Source organism: Actinocrispum wychmicini, assembly GCF_004345645.1.
GTDB classification, from domain to species: domain Bacteria; phylum Actinomycetota; class Actinomycetes; order Mycobacteriales; family Pseudonocardiaceae; genus Kibdelosporangium; species Kibdelosporangium wychmicini.
Window position 1 is genome coordinate 1,181,872 of record NZ_SLWS01000002.1, and the last position, 14,112, is coordinate 1,195,983.

The 14,112-nt window shown below is 64.7% G+C and carries 12 protein-coding genes, 2 pseudogenes and 1 CRISPR repeat array; of the genes and pseudogenes, 9 read left to right on the forward strand and 5 right to left on the reverse strand.

What is annotated here, in order from left to right:
* Positions 1-168 precede the first annotated feature (168 nt).
* Entirely contained in the window at positions 169-1,626 is a 1,458-nt protein-coding gene (locus EV192_RS13660) for an MFS transporter (protein ID WP_132114955.1), read from the forward strand.
* A gap of 238 nt (positions 1,627-1,864) precedes the next feature.
* Here EV192_RS13660 and EV192_RS13665 read toward each other — a convergent pair whose 3' ends face one another.
* Complete coding sequence (locus EV192_RS13665; RefSeq protein WP_132114957.1) at positions 1,865-2,248, reverse strand: transposase; 384 nt, start codon at positions 2,246-2,248, stop codon at positions 1,865-1,867.
* On the reverse strand, positions 2,248-2,520 hold the full coding sequence (locus EV192_RS13670; RefSeq protein ID WP_165960368.1) for a transposase family protein: 273 nt from the start codon (positions 2,518-2,520) through the stop codon (positions 2,248-2,250). The genes EV192_RS13665 and EV192_RS13670 overlap by 1 nt, the downstream gene beginning before the upstream one ends.
* 558 nt (positions 2,521-3,078) lie before the next feature.
* Between EV192_RS13670 and EV192_RS13675 the strand changes: the two genes are divergently transcribed.
* The 3 genes and pseudogenes from EV192_RS13675 (at position 3,079) to EV192_RS13680 (ending at position 5,048) form a co-directional block, all read left to right on the forward strand.
* Positions 3,079-3,333, forward strand: coding sequence for a hypothetical protein (locus EV192_RS13675; RefSeq protein ID WP_132114961.1), 255 nt, complete (start codon positions 3,079-3,081; stop codon positions 3,331-3,333).
* A gap of 60 nt (positions 3,334-3,393) precedes the next feature.
* Positions 3,394-3,501 (forward strand): annotated as a pseudogene (locus tag EV192_RS55695) (IS5/IS1182 family transposase); the annotation flags it as partial.
* A gap of 794 nt (positions 3,502-4,295) precedes the next feature.
* The gene (locus EV192_RS13680; protein ID WP_207926014.1) at positions 4,296-5,048 is read left to right on the forward strand and encodes an AfsR/SARP family transcriptional regulator; all 753 of its coding nucleotides are present in this window, start codon (positions 4,296-4,298) and stop codon (positions 5,046-5,048) included.
* Between the two features lie 192 nt (positions 5,049-5,240).
* Here the strand turns inward: EV192_RS13680 and EV192_RS53775 are convergent, their stop codons facing one another.
* Together EV192_RS53775 and EV192_RS13685 are read right to left on the reverse strand one after the other, a co-directional pair.
* Positions 5,241-5,411: a hypothetical protein gene (locus tag EV192_RS53775; RefSeq protein WP_165960369.1), complete on the reverse strand. Its 171-nt coding sequence runs from the start codon at positions 5,409-5,411 to the stop codon at positions 5,241-5,243.
* A 24-nt stretch (positions 5,412-5,435) separates the two neighbouring features.
* On the reverse strand, positions 5,436-6,422 hold the full coding sequence (locus EV192_RS13685; RefSeq protein ID WP_207926015.1) for a bifunctional lysylphosphatidylglycerol flippase/synthetase MprF: 987 nt from the start codon (positions 6,420-6,422) through the stop codon (positions 5,436-5,438).
* Between the two features lie 172 nt (positions 6,423-6,594).
* Here EV192_RS13685 and EV192_RS13690 point away from each other — a divergent pair, with 172 nt between their 5' ends.
* From EV192_RS13690 to EV192_RS13705, 4 genes are read left to right on the forward strand one after another with little or no spacing between them, the layout of a single operon-like run.
* Positions 6,595-7,734, forward strand: coding sequence for an acyl-CoA dehydrogenase family protein (locus tag EV192_RS13690; protein ID WP_132114967.1), 1,140 nt, complete (start codon positions 6,595-6,597; stop codon positions 7,732-7,734).
* 35 nt (positions 7,735-7,769) lie between these two features.
* Positions 7,770-8,285 (forward strand): hypothetical protein, encoded by a 516-nt coding sequence (locus EV192_RS13695; RefSeq protein ID WP_132114969.1) that lies wholly within the window; start codon positions 7,770-7,772, stop codon positions 8,283-8,285.
* Positions 8,282-8,845: a flavin reductase family protein gene (locus EV192_RS13700; RefSeq protein ID WP_132114971.1), complete on the forward strand. Its 564-nt coding sequence runs from the start codon at positions 8,282-8,284 to the stop codon at positions 8,843-8,845. The genes EV192_RS13695 and EV192_RS13700 overlap by 4 nt, the downstream gene beginning before the upstream one ends.
* Positions 8,842-9,822: a ferritin family protein gene (locus EV192_RS13705; RefSeq protein WP_132114973.1), complete on the forward strand. Its 981-nt coding sequence runs from the start codon at positions 8,842-8,844 to the stop codon at positions 9,820-9,822. Before EV192_RS13700 ends, EV192_RS13705 begins: the two co-directional genes overlap by 4 nt.
* A gap of 274 nt (positions 9,823-10,096) precedes the next feature.
* Here EV192_RS13705 and EV192_RS57350 read toward each other — a convergent pair.
* Positions 10,097-10,201: pseudogene (locus tag EV192_RS57350) on the reverse strand (IS5/IS1182 family transposase); the annotation flags it as partial.
* A 1,623-nt stretch (positions 10,202-11,824) separates the two neighbouring features.
* Between EV192_RS57350 and EV192_RS13715 the strand changes: the two are divergent.
* A complete protein-coding gene (locus tag EV192_RS13715) occupies positions 11,825-12,190 on the forward strand; it encodes a histone-like nucleoid-structuring protein Lsr2 (RefSeq protein ID WP_132114975.1) in 366 nt (121 codons plus the stop codon).
* Between the two features lie 906 nt (positions 12,191-13,096).
* A CRISPR array of direct repeats spans positions 13,097-13,370; the repeat unit is 29 nt; unit sequence GTTGTCCCCGCGTACGCGGGGATGGTCCC.
* Positions 13,371-14,112: the final 742 nt, after the last annotated feature.

Genomic DNA, 14,112 nt, shown 5'->3' on the forward strand with positions numbered 1-14,112 from the left:
GCGAGGACAACAACGTCCTCGCCGTTCGTCACGTCAGCCGCGCATCAGCATCGGGAACCAATACTGATCCACGATTTCCCGCAGCGCCGGTACCGCTGACCGACTACAGGCGATCGTTCGTACCCGCCATCCTCGGATGCGGCCAGGACCGAACCCAGGAGAACCACCATGACCACCGGAACCACCGTCGCGGGTCAACCCGACGGGGACCTCACCGGGCAACCGCCGGAGCGGTTCGCGTGGAGCACCCTGCTCGTCGCCCTCGCGGGTATGTTCATGATCACGTTGGACTTCTTCATCGTCAACGTCGCCATCCCGGCAACCCAGACCGAACTGCACGCCACCTCGGCCGACATCCAGTTCATCGTCGCCGGGTTCGGACTCGCGTACGCCGCCGTCATGATCACCGGCGGACGCCTCGGCGACCTGTACGGCCGCCGCCGGATGCTCATCACCGGCATGGTGTTGTTCACACTGGCCTCCGCCACCTGCGGCTTCGCCCCCAACCCGGGGGTACTGATCGCCGCCCGCATCGCGCAGGGCGTCGCCGCCGCCCTGATGTCCCCGCAGATCCTGGCCATCCTGAACATCACGTTCACCGGTGCCCAGCGGGTGCGCGCGTTCACCGCTTTCGCGCTGGCCATCGGCTTCGGCGGCACGTTCGGCCAACTCATCGGCGGTGCCCTCACCGACCTCGACATCGCCGGTCTCGGCTGGCGTTCCATCTTCCTGATCAACGTCCCCATTGGACTCGTCGCGCTGGCCGCGATGCGCAGGGTCGTGCCCGAATCACGTGGTGGTGGCACTGCCGGCCTGGATCTGTTCGGTACCCTGCTGGTCTCCGCCGGTCTCGTCGCTGTGGTGCTGCCGCTGATCGAGGGCCGGCAGGCGGGCTGGCCGGTGTGGTCCTGGGCACTCCTGATCGCCTCGGTTCCGTTGTTGGCCGGATTTCTGTTCCAACAGTCCCGACGCGAGCGCGGTGGCCGCGCCCCGCTGATTTCGCTGTCGCTGTTCCGCGAACGCGCGTTCAGCGTCGGCGTGCTGATGAACCTGCTCTATTTCTGTTCGATGGCCTCCTTCTTCCTGGTCCTCGCCCTGTATCTGCAGGAAGGGCACGGCCTGTCGGCTATGGCCGCCGGATCCGTCTTCGGTGCCGTCGGCCTCGGCTACCTCATCGCCTGCGTGGTGGCGGACTGGTTCGCGCAGCGCATGGGTCGCCAGGTCCTGGCCCTCGGCGGCGTGCTCATCGCGGCGGGCTACGGCCTGATCATCGCGGCAGTCGCCGTGATCGGCACCACCGGGCCGATCTCCTGGGCGCTCCTCGGCATGTTCATCGCCGGTTGGGGCATGGGCCTGGTCTTGATGCCGATGACACCGTTGGTGCTGGCCGGCGTCCACCCGGATCACGCGGCGGCCGTGGCCGGCGTGCTGTCGACCGCCGAGGAAGGTGGCAACGCCCTGGGCGTGGCCATCGTCGGCGTCGTGTTCTTCAACCTGATCGGCTCGACCGGACACGCCGGCTTCGCCACCGCGTTCCAGATCAGTCTGGCCGTTCTGGCCGTCCCGGTCCTGCTCCTGGCCGTACTGGCGCAGTGGCTGCCGAAACCGCGGCCGGCCACCGAATGACCGCGCCGAAACGCGCGCGGCGCCACCTCCGGTAGGTTCCGTTCGCCGACGACGTGGCTTTCGATCAGCATCCGGATTCCGTGATCGCGCCGGCCTCGGTCGGCTCGTCGTCGGCCATCCGCGATGCTGATTCGATATCCCGCTGGGTCGGGTACCGGCCAGCGCCAACCAGCACGACTCACCACTGTCAGCCTCCACCTTGGACACGCTCACCAACTCGGTCCGCTGCCCGAGCAGATCACGCGGCCAGGAGGATCAGGCCGATGGCCAGATTGCGGAGCATAGCCATGGCGTGAGCACCGTTACCGGTATAGGCGTACTGGCGGTCCTCAGCGAAGACAACGTCACGGACCCAGTGGATTCTGTTCTCGATGCCCCACTGACCCCGCACCAGGCCACCAATGTCCCTTGCGGACGCTCGGTCGGTGTTCAGGCTGGTCACGCCGTATGCGGCCACCGTCACCCACATGGCCCGGCGGGTGATCCGCCCGTGGCCGCGCTCCTCGTCCACATAGTCCTGCGACCCCGGGGCCGCGGGCGGCGGCACGGCTTGGACCTGGGCCAACAGGGTCGGTTGGTTCCCCTTGACGGCAAGCACGTAGTCCGCGTGCTTGTCGGACATCAGGTGCCGCGCGTTGTCGCGCTGGGTGCGGCCTCGGCGTCCACCGACTCGACCACCCGGCGGATCGTGTCCGCGCTCGGCGCCACACACCGTCCCGACAAGACCCGCCGTCGCACCCCGACCAGCACCAACAACTCCTGCGGCAGGTCGGCGGCCCGGTCTCCGGCCTCCCGATAGTTCTTCGCCCCTGCCAACACCGCCAGCACCGTGGCGATGTGATGCCGAATCCCCCGCCGCTTGCGTGGATCCGCGACCTTACCCAGCAACACCACCAGTTCAGAGCATGAGAACTCAGATCCTCCCATCCAAAGGCCGCATCTAATTACCCACCAAGGAAAACAGCATCCACCCCGCCACGCGACAAGATCAACTGACTTTGCTTTCGTTTTACGAGATCATCACCGTACTTGGCATGATCCGCAACGCCCAGACCCTCTACCGAGGGAACACCCGACCAACACGCCGCCCCTGAAGATCACCAAATTGCGCAGTCTTCTAAGGAGAATGCAACGCGCACCGGGTCCCGCGGCCAGCCCGCCGGACGGTGCTGGGCGTGGCTGGCACCACGGTCATAACCAGGCCATTCACACGCCACTAAGGAAACGCTAACGCGGAGCCGGGCATGCTGGCCAGGTAATGCAAGACGTGATCCTAGGAGGAGGACTCATGGGGCTCGTTGCCCATAGCATCGTGACCGCCGCACGGCCGCGGCCGGCCTGTGCACGTCGGCCGCCGTTTCCGCGAGCGCCTCGCCGGCCGCATCTACCGACTGTGCAACGGTCCTCGCCTTCGGCGGTGTCGGCCTCCCTTCGCCCGTCGGGGCGGTCTGTGTGTCGATCAGCAACGAACAGGTCAGTGAGATCGACATCGTCCCTGCTGGTGCCTCCGGCCTGTTGACCTGGATCACCCTGTGCGATGCGGCCCAAATGGTCTGCTCCATGGTGCCGGGCACGACGGTCCCTTCCCAGGTGACCCCGTCGGTGCCCACGACGCCCGGCCAGTCCTACGAAGCCCGCACGTCCTTCTTCACCAAAGAGGGGGGCCACGTCTTCGCCGCTGGACGCAGCCCGTTAGTCCCGGCCTGACCTCATCGCCGGACAAACATTTGCCGGTGCTCAGTCCACTTTCATGTCTGTTGCCCAACAGGACAGGTCGCCGGCTCGTCCCTGGTCGATCGCCGCAAGCAGGGCATGAAACGCTCGCTGATCGTGGCGGGCCACGGCATCCCGCTGGGTCGGGTACTGGCCAGCGCCACGCAAGACCCGCGACGAACTCGCCAGCCATGGCCTGCGCGGGCAGAGCGCCCACAAAGGCGAGAAAGCTGGACCCTGTACCGATGGAACACCCGACCAGTACATCGCCCGTGACGATCACCTAATTGCGCGGCCACTAAGGCGATGTAACCGAGGCTGTCCAGGGTCCTGGCTTCATCGTCGCGGTCGTGGAAACGTCTGAGCAGCGCGAATATGCCGTGGAACAGTGCGCACAGCCTTGGTCGAGATCGCCGAGGTGGCTGTGCAGCCGGCCCACGGCATTTCGCGCGTCCGCCTCGCTCATGGGGTCGTCGTTGGCACGGTGACACCGGATGGGCAAAAACGTTGTGACATAACGGTCAACGATGCCAATCGGGGTTAAACCCGTTCACAATGACAGTCGTCAACGATGGTCGACGGTCGGTCATGACAAAGTCGCGCGTTGTGCGCTACTGTGAGAGTGGCGGACTGGACCACTTCTTATCCGCGCTGACACTTATGAGGGGGTGCGATATTTTCGAAACGTTGTAATTGATGCCGTCACCTATTTGCTGGCTACCGTACCCGGTCGGCCGGCGGCAGATCACGGGGTCCGCCGATGCCCGTGTGCTCGGCACACATTCCGGCCGGTCCGCGTTGATCACCCTGCGCAACGTCACGATCAGGCTATCGCCATCTTCGATAGCGTGATCGTCCGGCGTGCACGCACTCGCCCAAGGGGAGACATGTTCTTTTCGATCCTAGGAACTGTCGAAGCGAGATCGAAGACAGGTGTGCTTCGGCCACGTGGAGCGATGCAACAGACTTTGCTCGCCACATTGCTGGTCTCGACGAATGCGGTTGTCCCGGTTGAGGAACTCATCCTCGAGCTGTGGGGTATGACACCACCAGCCAAGGTCGGGAACGCCTTACAGGCGCAGATCAGCCGATTACGCCGGAACCTCGCCAGCGTCGAGCCGGAACGCTCCGAATCGCGGGTGCGGACCAGCATCTCCGGCTACTGTCTCGCCATCGACCGGTTGGAACTCGACGCCCTGTCGTTCGCGGACACCGTCGAAATGATTCGATTACGCGTACGGAGCGGTGACTCGCGTTCTCGGGATCTACGTGCCGACATCCAGGACCTGCGGGACGCACTCGAGCAGTGGCGGGGCCCGGTGTTCGGCGGCCTTACCGGTGGCCGGCTCTGCCAGGACGCGGGCATCGGTTTCCTGGAGGCCCGGAACGCGGCGTTGGCGCTGCTGTACGAACTGGAACTCGACTCCGGCGGACACGTCAGGATTCTGCCCGAACTCACGATGGCGCATCTGCGGCATCCGAGCCATGAACAGTTCTGCATTTTGCTCATGCGCGCGCTCTACCTGGCCGAACGCCAGATCGACGCGCTGAACGTCTACCGACGATTCCGCGGCCATCTGATGGAGACACTCGGCATCGATCCGTCGCCGGCGCTCCGTGCCCTGGAACGGGCGATCCTCACCCATGATCCCGCGCTGCGAAGCGGTTCGCTGGCCGGCGGCAACCTCAGCGCACACCTGCCGATTTGACCGCACCCGCCTGCTCGACACTTCGACCAGGCAGGTGCTGTGAGGGGCAAGCAGGGCGCCCTGTCGCTGTGGGAGGAACACACGCCGCTGATCGCGGCGCGGTGGGACCAGGGTCTGTCAGCTCGCAGCCAGCGGCCCCAGCGTGGGGAGCGAACCCACGCCAGGACGGATGACGCGACGGGTCATGCGGGTTCAGTGCGCGGTGGGCTCATCGCGAAGCAGGGCGTCGAGTTGCGCCAGTGCGCGGTCGGCGGCTTCGCCGGCCGACAGGTCGTCGGGGTCGGCCAGACATGCGGTGAACAACTCGACCACTCGCAACCCCTGCACCGTGATCCGCTCATCGTGCTCGGTGGGGTGTGTCATACGTCGGCTCCTCTCGACTGGACGTCATACCGCGTTGCAGGCACGGAAGACATGCACCAGGGCCGGTAGGCTCGCCTGACCGCCCTGGAACGCCACGTACTCCGGCAACACCGCGTTCGGTGCCCATTTCTCCTTGTAGTCGTACTGCGTCTGCGCCGGATAGATATCCGCGCCCCGCTCCCACAAATACTTCATCAACCAATGAAACCCGGGGCTCGACCCCGGAAATGCCGGAGCGTGCAACGAGGTAAATGGCGTGAATCCGAAATGAAGCCACGGCACACCCTCGGCCATGAACGTGTCGATCGCGGCCTTGTTGACCGCTTCCATGACGCCGGGCGGTGCCTCCGGAATACGTCGGCTGAGGTCGTGCATCCAACCATGCCGAGATCCGAAGACAGGTGCGTACGAGATGTAACCGATCAGTTCGCCGTCCCGCTCCGCGACGAAGAGACGGCGCAGTGACTGGTAGGGGCCGCCGAGCTGGCCGACCAGGAACTCCAACGGTTTGACCGTTTCGCCCTTGGAATTCAGCCAGAGCTTGTCGACCTCGGCGATGGCGGATACCCAGTCGGCGTACGCGGCCTCGTGAATCTCCAGGCCCGACCGCAGCGCGCGGGATATCTTGTTCCGCAGTCGCATGAACCGGGTGCCCTGCAATGTGAACGATGCCAACTCCACCGCGTAGGACGCGCCCATCTGATTCACGGAGAAGCCGAGTCGCAAGTATGGCGAGACGTCGCCGGACTGAAGCTGTACGGCCACGATTCGACGCCGTTGATCGGCCGCGAAATCGACGAAGCCGGCGAGCAGCCGCGCACACGCGGCCGGCGGCGCGAAGGGCCCGCCGAACTGCACCAGATAGCGACCGACCGTCCGGTAGATGATCACGCCGGCTTCGTCCGGTAACTGGAAGAAGCTGTTTCCCATATTGAACGCGAAATATCCGCTGGGATTGTCGGCGTGCGTATAACACCGGATTGCCTCGATTGCGGCATTCTCCGCGGTCATGGCTGAGGTCATTTTTGAAGTTATCCCACGAGTCCGCCTCGAAATCAAGAGTGGGTTGGGCGAGGTCAGTCCGTCATCAGTCGGCGGTCAGTAGGGGGTCAGGTCGGCAATGCAAAGATGGTCAAACGAATGGCCGCGACAACGTTCATTCATGGCACGAGGAGAATATCGGATGCGTTCCTTGGCAGTGGCTCGCGAGGTATGCGAACGTTTCCACCCTGGTTTGCTGGACGAACTGGAGAAAGTCGCGCTCGCGCAACGCGAGGCGCCCGAGAGTCCCGTGGTGGAGATCTATCGCCGGCATGCCGGTGCTGGTCTGCTCGCGCCGGCCGAGTTCGGCGGTCAAGCCGCCGGGCCGTTGGACGCTGCCCGGGCACAGCGCGCGGTGGCGTCCGTCTCCCCGTCTCTCGGAGTTGCCGCCACCATGCACCATTTCACGGTGGCCATGCTGTTCCGGCTGGCCGGTTTCGCCGACCGGCTGACCCCGGCCCAGACCCGGATGCTCTCCTCCGTGGCCGGTGACGGCCTGCTCATGGCCTCTGGTTGGGCGGAGGGGCGAACCGACCAGAACATTCTCACACCGTCCGTCGTGGCCCAGCCGACCACCGACGGATATCTCGTGAACGGCACGAAGAAGCCCTGCTCCCTTGCCAGGTCGATGGATATCCTGACCGCGAGCGCCCAGATCACCGAGCCGGACGGGCGCGTCGGGTTGGCACTGCTGCTGATCCCCGCCGACTCGCCTGGGATCACCGTCCGCCCCTTCTGGTCGACGCCGGTGCTCGCCGGCGCCCAGAGCCACGAGGTCCAGCTGGCGAACGTAGCGGTTCCCGACGAACTGGCGATCCGGAGCACCCCCAAGGACCAGCACGCCCTCGATGACCTCCAGACCGCCGGTTTCACCTGGTTCGAGTTGCTCGCGACCTCCACCTACATCGGCGCGGCGGCGACCCTGGTCGAGCGCGTCATCGAAGGCGGCCGGGGTGAGCCGTCCGCCCGCGCCGCGCTGGCGGTTCGGTTGGAGGCGGCGGTCGGCCTGGTCGAGGGAGTGGCTCGGGGCATGGAAGCCGGACTGGACGGCGACGAGGCTGTCGCCTCGGTGCTGGTCGCCCGCTATGCGACGCAGGACCTCCTCGCCGAGGTCGTACACCAGGCCGTCGAACTCCTCGGTGGAATGGCATTCATCGGGTCCCCGGACGTCGCGTACCTTGCCTCGGCCGTGCACGCGCTGGCCTTCCACCCGCCGTCACGAGCGAGCGCGGCCGTGGGACTGGCGCGGTACTTCGCCGGAGAGCGGTTGCGGTTGTCCTGACCAACTTCTGGGATCAGACGGAAGGGCACCTCACTATGGATATCAAGAATCCGATCGAATCGCGAGTTACCTTCACCCTGCACCGCGTCGAGTACGTAGTGGCCTTCGCACTGACGATCGGCCTGATCATCTGGCACTTCAATGCGATCCGCTGGGGGCCGGCCATCGGCCTGTTCCTGTACATCGATCTGATCGGCTACATTCCGGGAGCGATCGCCTTCCGGCGCAGCAAGAACGGTCGGATCCCCAAGGTCTATTACGTCCTCTACAACACCATGCACAGCCTGATCACCTGTGGGGTGGTCGCGGCGCTGTGGGCGTGGCTGGTACGCCCGGAGTGGGCGCTGCTCGCGATCGCCTTCCACGTCTTCGGCGATCGGGGTGTCTTCGGGAACTTCTACAAGCCCTTCGGCCTGCCTTTCGAGCCGGTGGCCAATCCACAGGTTGCCCGGGTGTCCAGCCTGCTCGAGAAGAGGGCCGCGGCGGCCGGCCTGGCCCCGGCTCCGATCGATGAGATGGCGCCGACCGCCGTCGTCGGAACGACGACATGACCAGCCCCGATACGAAACTGGCACCCGAGTCGTCCCGACAGCCGTCCGACGTGGCACGGCAGGCCGTGCGCCACATCGCCTCGGGTGTCACCGTGTTGACGGTCGATCTGGCCGGCCTCCGGCACGGGACCACGGCCAGTGCGGTGGTCGCGGTGTCGCGGGTTCCGCTGGTCGTGGGCGTGTGCCTACGCCCGTCCTCGACCCTGGCCGGCATGCTCCGGTCGGCCGGCCGGTTCGCCGTCAACGTGCTGGCCGCCGGCCAGGAAGACGTGGCTCGCCGGTTCGCCGATCCCTACCGTCCTCGTGGTGACCGGCAGTTCAGCGGTCTCGGCTGGACCGTCGACCGCGCCAGCGGCGCTCCACTGCTCGATGGCTGTTTGGCCCATCTCGGCTGCCGAATGTTGGGCTGGCAGCAGGTCGGCGACCACGATCTGCTGCTCGCCGAGGTACTCGACGGCAGCCATGGCGCGGGCGTGCCGATGCTGAGTTTCGACAGGCAGATGCGACGCGCGGTGCTTGCCGATCCGACCGATCCGTCTCCCCTGAATGAGGTGTCATGACGACCAGCGAGGTACCGATCGAGGCCGACTGGGACCGGGCGCCGAACCTGTTGGACGGCGCGCAGACCCTGGTCCTGACCGCGGAGCAGTGCGATCTCGCCTACTGGCTCTCGGCGGTCGCCCAAGGCACCCTGCGGGGTCGGTCGAAACTGGGACATGCCACGGTCACCCCGGACTACATGCGCGAGCCGGGTCCACTGCGCGACGCGTTGATCCTGGAACTCGGCCATCGTTCGCTGTCCGAAACGCGGGCGGTGCGGGTCCTGTCCCACTATGTGATCGGCGCTCCGGCCGTGCCCGAACTGGAATTCTTCACCACCCAGGTGGTCGACGAGGCCCGACACGCCATGATCTTCCGCAATCACCTTGTCGAACTGGGCGTGCCGGCGGAAGGTCTGCTCGAATTCATCACCGAGCAAGGCGCGGACTACACCGAGCGGATCCTCAACCCGATCGCGGAGTTCGCCACGTCCATCGTGCGCGACGAGAACGATTTCATCGGCGCGGTGGCGGTGTTCACCATTGTCATCGAAGGTGTGCTCGCCCCGGCCGCCGAACTGAGCGAACGCAAGTGGGTGCTTCTCGATCCAGCCGCGGCCGAAATCGCCCGTGGCGCGTCAATCGACGAGATTCGGCACCTGTCCGTGGGTAGCTCCATCGTCCGGGAGCACCTGGAGCGCAATCCCGACTACCGACCGCGGTTGGTCGAACTGGTCAAGCGTGGCCGCAGGCTCTGGGACGAACTGCCGGTCGAGGAGGTGGTACTCCACCGCGAGGAATTGTTCCAGGAGGGCATACAGGCCCACCGAGAGGTCCTGCGTGACTACGAGGTGTTCCCAGGACGCAAACTGCTGGAGACCACCCCCAAGGAGCGTTACGACCTGGCCGAGCAGTGGACCGACGACATGGCCGCCGTACGGCTGCCCTTCATGGGCATCCCCGAGGCAGTCGAAATACTCCGCACCCAGCAGTCGTGAACGGCGGCTGTCAACTCTGAACTGGGCTCAACGGCTCGAACAAACCCGTGCCGGCCTGCGGAAGTGCATTTCGCAGGCCGGCGCGTATGGCTTGGGCTCTGTCAAGTGAGCTCGAGTGCGGCTTTGACGATGACGCCGATTTTGCTGGGGCTGGCGGTGATGTGGTGCAGCGTGCGCCAGCGTCCGGTCAGGACGGCGAATCCGCGTTCTCCCAGGCAGCGTAGTACAAAGCGCCGAGCACACGGTCGCGGGCGACGGTCAGATCGTGCACGGAGCCAGGCTCGACATCGGCCGCCCACAACGGGAACCCGCTCGGTGCGGACAGTCCTTGCACGTTACCGCCGTGCTCGTGGGCTTTCCCGGAATACCAGAGGTCGATCTGAGTGCCTTTGACGTTGATGGTCTTCTCGCCACAGCGGTCAGCGGAGAAGATCTTCCCGTCCAGGATCACGTAGGCCAAGCCCTCGGCTTGGGCTCGTTGCAGGGCTTCGTGCAGATCCGGAGCCTGGTCGGCAAACGTCGAGCATGGCACGATAGGCAATCACGTGGAGTCCTCTGGGCAGATGGATCTTGTGGTGAGAACTCTTCTACCAGGGGGCCCCACGCCCATCTGTGACGTTGTCCGGTTTGGATGGCTTACCCAGGCGCCAATAGTTGCTGAGATCAGCTCAGTGTCCGGGCGCACCAGCAGATGGAGTCTGCGCAAAAGTCTGGCGTGGTAGTCGGTGCAGGAGTGCGGCGAGCCACACGCGGTCCGCCGGGGCGAATCGCGGACTCATGTCGCCGAGTTGGCGTTGCAGAACTCCGATCTGGTGCCGCAATGCCGGGATCTCAGCGTCCTTTCTCGGTCGCTCATGGGGAGCAGTCGGAGCAGGGCGAAGGTGTCGGTCACGCCGAGGTAAGCCAGTCGCAGCAGCACGTCCGATCTTCCTGCCGCACGGTGCGCGTGCCGAGAACCTCGTCCACGCAGCTCAAGCGGCATGTCGGTACTCGTACACAACTTTCGTCGAGATGGTCGTGTCGGCGGGTCGCCAGGCGGTCGATGTCGATCGAACTGCGGCGATTGCATGAACTCGATGGAAGCAGAACGTGAGAGCAAATTGGGAGCCGACAATAGATGCATCCAACAGCGCTGAACCGCATCCAACGGCTCTCAACAGACCTATCCGACCTGCTAGAGTTATGTTTCCGCTGGTGAGAGACTTTGTTGATCTTAGTTGACACGGTAGATGTCACTGGTTCAATCCCACTACCGCCCACTAGCATGTTTCCGCTGGTCAGATGTGTCAATTGACGAGCATCGTCGACGGGCCGTTCCCTCTGGGGAGAACTCGGGGAGGAGGCGATCTTGACCACATTCGCGTCTGGGTAGAGGTCAACCCGGATCCGTTCCCAAACTGTTCCCATCGCGACTGCATCGTGTCGACCATCATCCGATTGACGTGCGAGTAGATACCCGGACGGCAGCCCACCGCCGGTGGCAGCCGCACCGATTCGGACTGTGTTTGCCAGCTGGATTCTCGGCGACTGGGCAGCTCCCGGCCAACGGCGACGCTCTTGATCGTCATCCTCGTACGCGACACAGCCGCCATTGGCGGTATTGGGCGTGCCGGGCTCGGCTGTCTTGGTGGGCCTTCGGGGACTCCTACCGCTTACCCACGTGAACCAGTGATTTCCTTGCCCAGGTACATGGCGGTAGCCGGTGCCGCATCCCCTGAAAGACGCAGGAGCCCGAGCACCGTGCCTGAGGGGGTGTTGATTCGGTCGCCGTGGGCCGCACGGAGTTTTGACGATGTCGGCCTCGAAAGCCCACGCCGCAGACTCAAACGCCACATTATCCGAGGTTGGCCGGGATTGACCGCACGGCTGTCGCCACGCCGGAGCCTCGTCAAGTCGATCTTCCTGCGCGTATCGACCGTATGATTCCGTCGGCAGCCTCGGCCTCTCCGGGGCCGGGAACACCCCCGATCAGCCTGTCGATTTGCGAATGGAGCACAACGCTATGGCTCAGAAAGTCACCGTCCAACTCGTTGACGATCTGGACGGCACCGCCGCTGAGGACATCACCACCGTCAGCTTCGGCCTGGACGGCGCCGACTACGAGATTGACCTCACGGCTACCAACGCCGCCAGGCTACGCAACCAACTCGACGACTACGTCAACGCCAGCCGGCGGGTCGGTGGCCGCTTGAAGCGAGGCGCCTCACCAGCCAAGGGGGCCACACCCACCGCCAGCCGGGAACAGACCAAAGCCATCCGCGACTGGGCCCGCCAGAACGGGTACGAGCTATCCGACCGCGGCCGAATTCCCGGCAACGTCATTGAGGCGTTCGACACCGCTCACGCCAGCAGCAAACGAAAGAAGTAGCGTCCTCGCCTTGGGCATCGCGTTCGCTCCATTGTCGCCGACGCGGGCGAGGACATACCCCGCAGTCAGCCGCCGGCCAACCAACCTCGCCGCCGCAATGACGGCATGGCCGCCCGGCAGCAACCCCATCCATCGACTATCGGCCGCAACCATCGAACACCGGCCCCACATCGCCGACGCGACGAGCATCCCATCCCGCCGGACCCGATACACCGAATGGGACCATCACGCGGACAGCGGCCGACGCGAAGTACCACGTCACGCCCATACTGGCGGGAACCCTGGAGCAGACCGATGACCCTATTTCGCGGTGTTGATCATGCTGCTCCAGATTTGCTCCAGACCAGCGACGCACTGTCCACTTGGGACCGAGAAACAAGGTCGACCTCCGATCCTGCCTACTCAGGTCAGAGGTCGAATACATAACATTCAACGGTTGTGGAGCTGAGGGGATTCGAACCCCTGACCCCCACACTGCCAGTCCAATTCGGACAGTGCCTCTCACCTGTAACTCTACAGTATCGCCACGTCAAACATGTTGCAACCTATGCGATAGAGTGCAGTTCACTGCCGTAGAGTGTACGCCCAACACCGACCCCTGCTCCAGATTGCTCCACCCATGTTCAGCATGAACCAGACATATCGCCCTAGTACGGGCGAGTTCCGGGTCGTTGTCGCCGATCACCAGGTCATTGCCGTCGGCAACCGCATCCGCAACGACTGCACCGTCTGTCATGACGGCAATACAACGGAACCATGAAGCCATGGTCAAATCGATACACGTGACCGCCGACAGCTTAGAGTCAGAACCCACGAGGGTGCGCTTGCTGCACCGTCCGCCGGGCGTAAGCCGACGCAGTGAATGTAAAACAAGGTTGCCGATGACATACTGGCTGGTCATCAAGTGTTGTCCCCGCGTACGCGGGGATGGTCCGGTGATGCCCTGGCCGAGGTAGTCGACGACACCGTTGTCCCCGCGTACGCGGGGATGGTCCCTTCAGGCCCAGGGCGACCAGCCGGGCGATCTGGTTGTCCCCGCGTACGCGGGGATGGTCCCTGGGTCCTCAAGGACAGGCGCTCCGCGCTCGCGTTGTCCCCGCGTACGCGGGGATGGTCCCCCGGCCGCACGCTCTCGGTGATCGTCTGTGGGCGTTGTCCCCGCGTACGCGGGGATGGTCCCAGGTTCATCAGGCGGGACACGTCGTGCGTGCCGTTGTCCCCGCTGTACGCGGGGATGGTCCCGACCCCGACGTCCTGGTCAAGGTCGACGGAAAGTTGTCCCCGCGTACGCGGGAGTGCTGCTCGCGCCACCCTCGGCGAGGGCCTGGTCCGGGCCGTCGTCCCCGTACAGGCGGGGATGGTCCGTTGATCTACCAGTCGGTGCCGCGTTTGGCAGTGTCGTCCCCGTGTGGGCGGTGATGGTCCTTGGCCGTAGCGCATGAAGTGCGGGTATTCCGCGTTTGTTTCCGGCGTATGCGGGGATGGGCCACTCAGCGGTTGGCCGATCATGACCCGGAGCCGTTGTTCCTCGAGTAGGCGGGGATAGGCCCGCCTAGTGCAGCGTGCTGACCGTCTCCGAGCGTCATCTCCCACACTGGGCTGCGTCAGCTACTGCTCAGCGGAAGTCCCAGACCATAGAAGCCGCGAAGGGCCTGCCGACAGGTTCGAACTTATGAAAGCTAGGCATGCCCTATCACACTCGGCCTTGAGCGGGAGTGTAGTGTCTCGTGGCATGGAGCCATTGACAGGACGACAATCCTCGCGGGTCCCAGCTGCCACTGGGTTGGTCCCTTATGGAAGCGAGGGATAGCTCCGTCCCCGCGTACGCGGGGCTGACCGGACCTCAGAATCGCCTTGAACAGGCAAGAAGGTTCAAGAGATAAAGCGAGTGCCTCCCGGCTGCTACCGAGAGGCACTCTTCT